The 3,155-nt window shown below is 63.2% G+C and carries 3 protein-coding genes; 1 reads left to right on the top strand and 2 read right to left on the bottom strand.

All coding sequences use genetic code 11. The features are described from left to right. Positions 1-310: 310 nt before the first annotated feature. Together U9980_RS24540 and U9980_RS24535 are read right to left on the bottom strand one after the other, a co-directional pair. Positions 311-1,012, bottom strand: coding sequence for a response regulator (locus U9980_RS24540; protein WP_322770098.1), 702 nt, complete (start codon positions 1,010-1,012; stop codon positions 311-313). Beyond that, positions 1,009-2,625, bottom strand: a complete 1,617-nt coding sequence (locus U9980_RS24535) for a sensor histidine kinase (RefSeq protein ID WP_322770097.1) — start codon at positions 2,623-2,625, stop codon at positions 1,009-1,011. Before U9980_RS24535 ends, U9980_RS24540 begins: the two co-directional genes overlap by 4 nt. Before the next feature lie 289 nt (positions 2,626-2,914). Here U9980_RS24535 and U9980_RS24530 point away from each other — a divergent pair. Next, the coding region (locus tag U9980_RS24530; protein WP_322770096.1) for an ATP-binding cassette domain-containing protein at positions 2,915-3,155 on the top strand (241 nt) is incomplete at its 3' end.

Below are 3,155 nucleotides of genomic sequence, written 5' to 3'. Positions count from 1 at the left end.
ACATGGTCATTTGAGGACCGGGGTGTCTGGCAGCCTTCAAAGTCGTTCATCCTCCAGGTGACCCGGCGAGCGCTCCCACCCGAACGACGCGACCGAGGCGAGCGGCTGACCACCCTGGCCTGATTCTTGGCCTCACGGTGACGCCCGGCGCCGACAACTGCTATGCGGCGCGATGCGACGCGCAAGACAGACCCGTATCGGAACAGCTCCAGATAACGATCGCGTTGGTCGTGCAGATCACGGTCCGGATCTCGCGGTCGAAGGCCAGGAACGGGACGAACTCCGCTATTTCTACAGGCCCGCGCCCACGCTATGGTCTTGTTCGGCGGCGGTCGGGAGCTGCTGGGTGGTAGCGGTGTACGGGGCGCCCGGTTGATCCGTAGGCAAGATCGAGTGCGACTAGGCCACGCCGTTGTAAGTCAGCGAGGTAGCGCTGGGCTGTTGGGCGGCTCATACCGAGCTGTTGGGCAATTTGGGTGGCGCTGACCGGCTGAGCTGCTGCGCTGACAGCATCGAGGATTTTCGCCATCGTCGGCGGTAGTTGGCTGGGTGGAGAGGAGTTGAGTGCGGTCGGAGCGCGCAGGAGGTTGTAAAGGGCGTCGACGGTTTCCTGGTCAGCCTGGTCGGAGCTCTCGAGCTGCTCGCGCCACCGGCGGTAGGCCCGAAGTTGATCACGTAATTGTCCGACTCCGAACGGTTTAACAAGGTAGTATACGGCGCCGAGGTGCATCGCTGTCCGTACGGCGTGGAGGTCGCGGGCTGCGGTGACGACGATACAGTCGGGAACCCTGCCGACTGTGGCTTTCAGAGTGCGCAACAGGGACAGGCCATCCTCGTCGGGTAGGTGGATGTCGAGGAGGAGTAGCTCGGGCTGGAAGTCGCGAATCGCGGTGCGTGCCTCGGCCGCGCTGTGTGCTTCTCCGACGCAGTGAAAGCCTGGGACCTGTTCGACGATGGCCGCGTGAATGCTGGCGACCCGGTAGTCGTCGTCGATGACGAGGATGGGAATCACCGTGAGTTCTCCCGTGTGCTGAGGCCTGGCGTTGAGGTGGTTGAATCGGGGATGGGTAATCGGACTTCAAACCGGGCGCCTGGCCCTGGGGATACGGTGACGGAGCCGCCGGTACGGTGTACGAGCCGATGTATCAGGGCGAGCCCAAGGCCACGGCGTATCTCCCCGCGGGGGGTTTTGGTGGAGTAGCCGTCCTGGAAGATTTCCTCGATCGTGTCGGGTACGACGCCGGGTCCGGTATCGGTGACCCTGATGAACACCTCGCCGTCATCGTCGCTGATATGTACGCCGACTTGCCGGGGGCCGGGTTCACCCGCGACCGCGTCGACCGCGTTGTTGATCAGATTTCCAATGATCGTTATTAGTACTTGAGGATCCATGGCGGGCTGGTCTAGGTGCGATGTGTCATCGATGATCACCTGTACGTCCTGCTCGGCCGCGATCGTCACCTTGGCCGTGAGTAGCGCGGCTATCGATGGCGGCGCGATTCGGGCTCGCAGTTCCTCGCCTTGGCCAATGGTGGTTTGGGAGATCTCGGCCAGATAGCTCGCTGCCTCCTCCGGTTTGGAGAGTTCAAGCAGGCCTGCGATGACGTGCAGCCGGTTTGCGAACTCGTGTTCCTGGGCGCGGAGCGCCGCGGTGAGGCCGGTGACCGCGTGCAACTCACGGATCAGCGCCTCGAACTCGGTGCGGTCGCGTAGCGTGACTACGTACCCGACGTCACGCCCGGACAGTAGGACTGGCATTCGGTTGACTACAAGTAGGTATTCATCGGTGAGGGCGACCTGGTCGGCGCCCGAGATGTCGCCGGCGAGCATGTCGTGCAGCCGGCCGGGCGGCACCAACTCATCGAGGTGCTGCCCGGTTGCCGTGGATGTGATCCGCAGCAGCCGCCGAGCTTCGTTGTTGATCAGATTGACGCAACCGTTGGCATCGAAACCGAGCACACCCTCGCGGATGCCGTGCAGCATTGCCTCGCGCTCCTGCAGCAGCGATGCGATTTCCGACAGCTCCAGACCGAAGGTGATTCGCTTGATTGTCCGGGCAAGCGCCCACGAGGCAACCGTGCTGAGTGCGAGGATGAGGGCCGAATACAGGAGAATCAATAGGGCTTCGTGCCGCAGCCGGCTCGTCACGTTGCGTTCCAGGATGCCGACTGAGACCTCACCTATGGCGGCGCCGTCCGAGTCGAAGACAGGAGCCTTACCGTTGGCCGAGCGGCCCAGACTGCCGTGATCGATGCCGACGTGAGTACGCCCGTCCAGGGCGACCACGGGTTCTTCGAGCCGCTGCCCGATCAGTGCCGGGTTCGGGTGGGATAGACGGACACCTGCCCGGTCGGCGACCACAACATAGTCTGCGCCGGTGCTCCGCCCGATCTGGTTGGCCAGACCTTGGATGACGCGTTGGGGATCGGGGCGTAACACCGCTGCTCTGACGTCGGGGATCTGTGCCACCGTCGCGGCGATGTCGACGGCGCGCGTCTCGTACTGCCGATCGAGTGACCGGCGGGTGAGCTCGACGTAGAGCGCGCCGCCTAACGCGATCGTGACAACGAGGATGCCCAGCACGCCAATGAGGATCTGCGATGCCAGGGTGCGTGAGCGCCACATCGAGGTTCCTCCACTCTGTCGATCATGGAACGTGTTACGCCGGTTCCGGAAGAGGCGGCGCGGCATCCCACATGGTAAGTGGCGGCCGAGCAGAACGCACTGAACTCACCAGAAGGCGCTGCCGCTGAGCTTTGCGAGCAAAACGACGAGTAACGCGGGATAGCCACACAACCTTCTGAATTATTTCGCTCTCGTTTCCAGACTCCTACTGTCCTCCCACACAGCCGGTACGCCACCCACTGATCCGCGCCGGCGATGCTTTTTTCATAGTCAGGAAGGACCAGCGACAGTGCGACTACCACAGCACAGCGATTCCGGGACGCTGGCGATCGATCTACGAGCGGTCACGAAAAGGTTCACGACCCCGTCCGGGGCAACGTACACGGCGCTGAAAGACCTGAATCTAGGGGTGGTGGCCGGGGAGTTCTGCGCGATCGTCGGACCGACGGGCTGTGGGAAGTCGACCACGCTGACCTTGGTGTCCGGACTGGAACGACCGTCGCTGGGAACGGTCAAAGTCCACGGTGCGG

It is taken from the genome of Protofrankia sp. Cr1, assembly GCF_963555865.1.
Classification (GTDB): Bacteria; Actinomycetota; Actinomycetes; order Frankiales; family Frankiaceae; genus Protofrankia.
The sequence above is the reverse complement of the archived record's forward strand: the minus strand, read 5'-3'. Positions and strand labels throughout refer to the sequence as shown.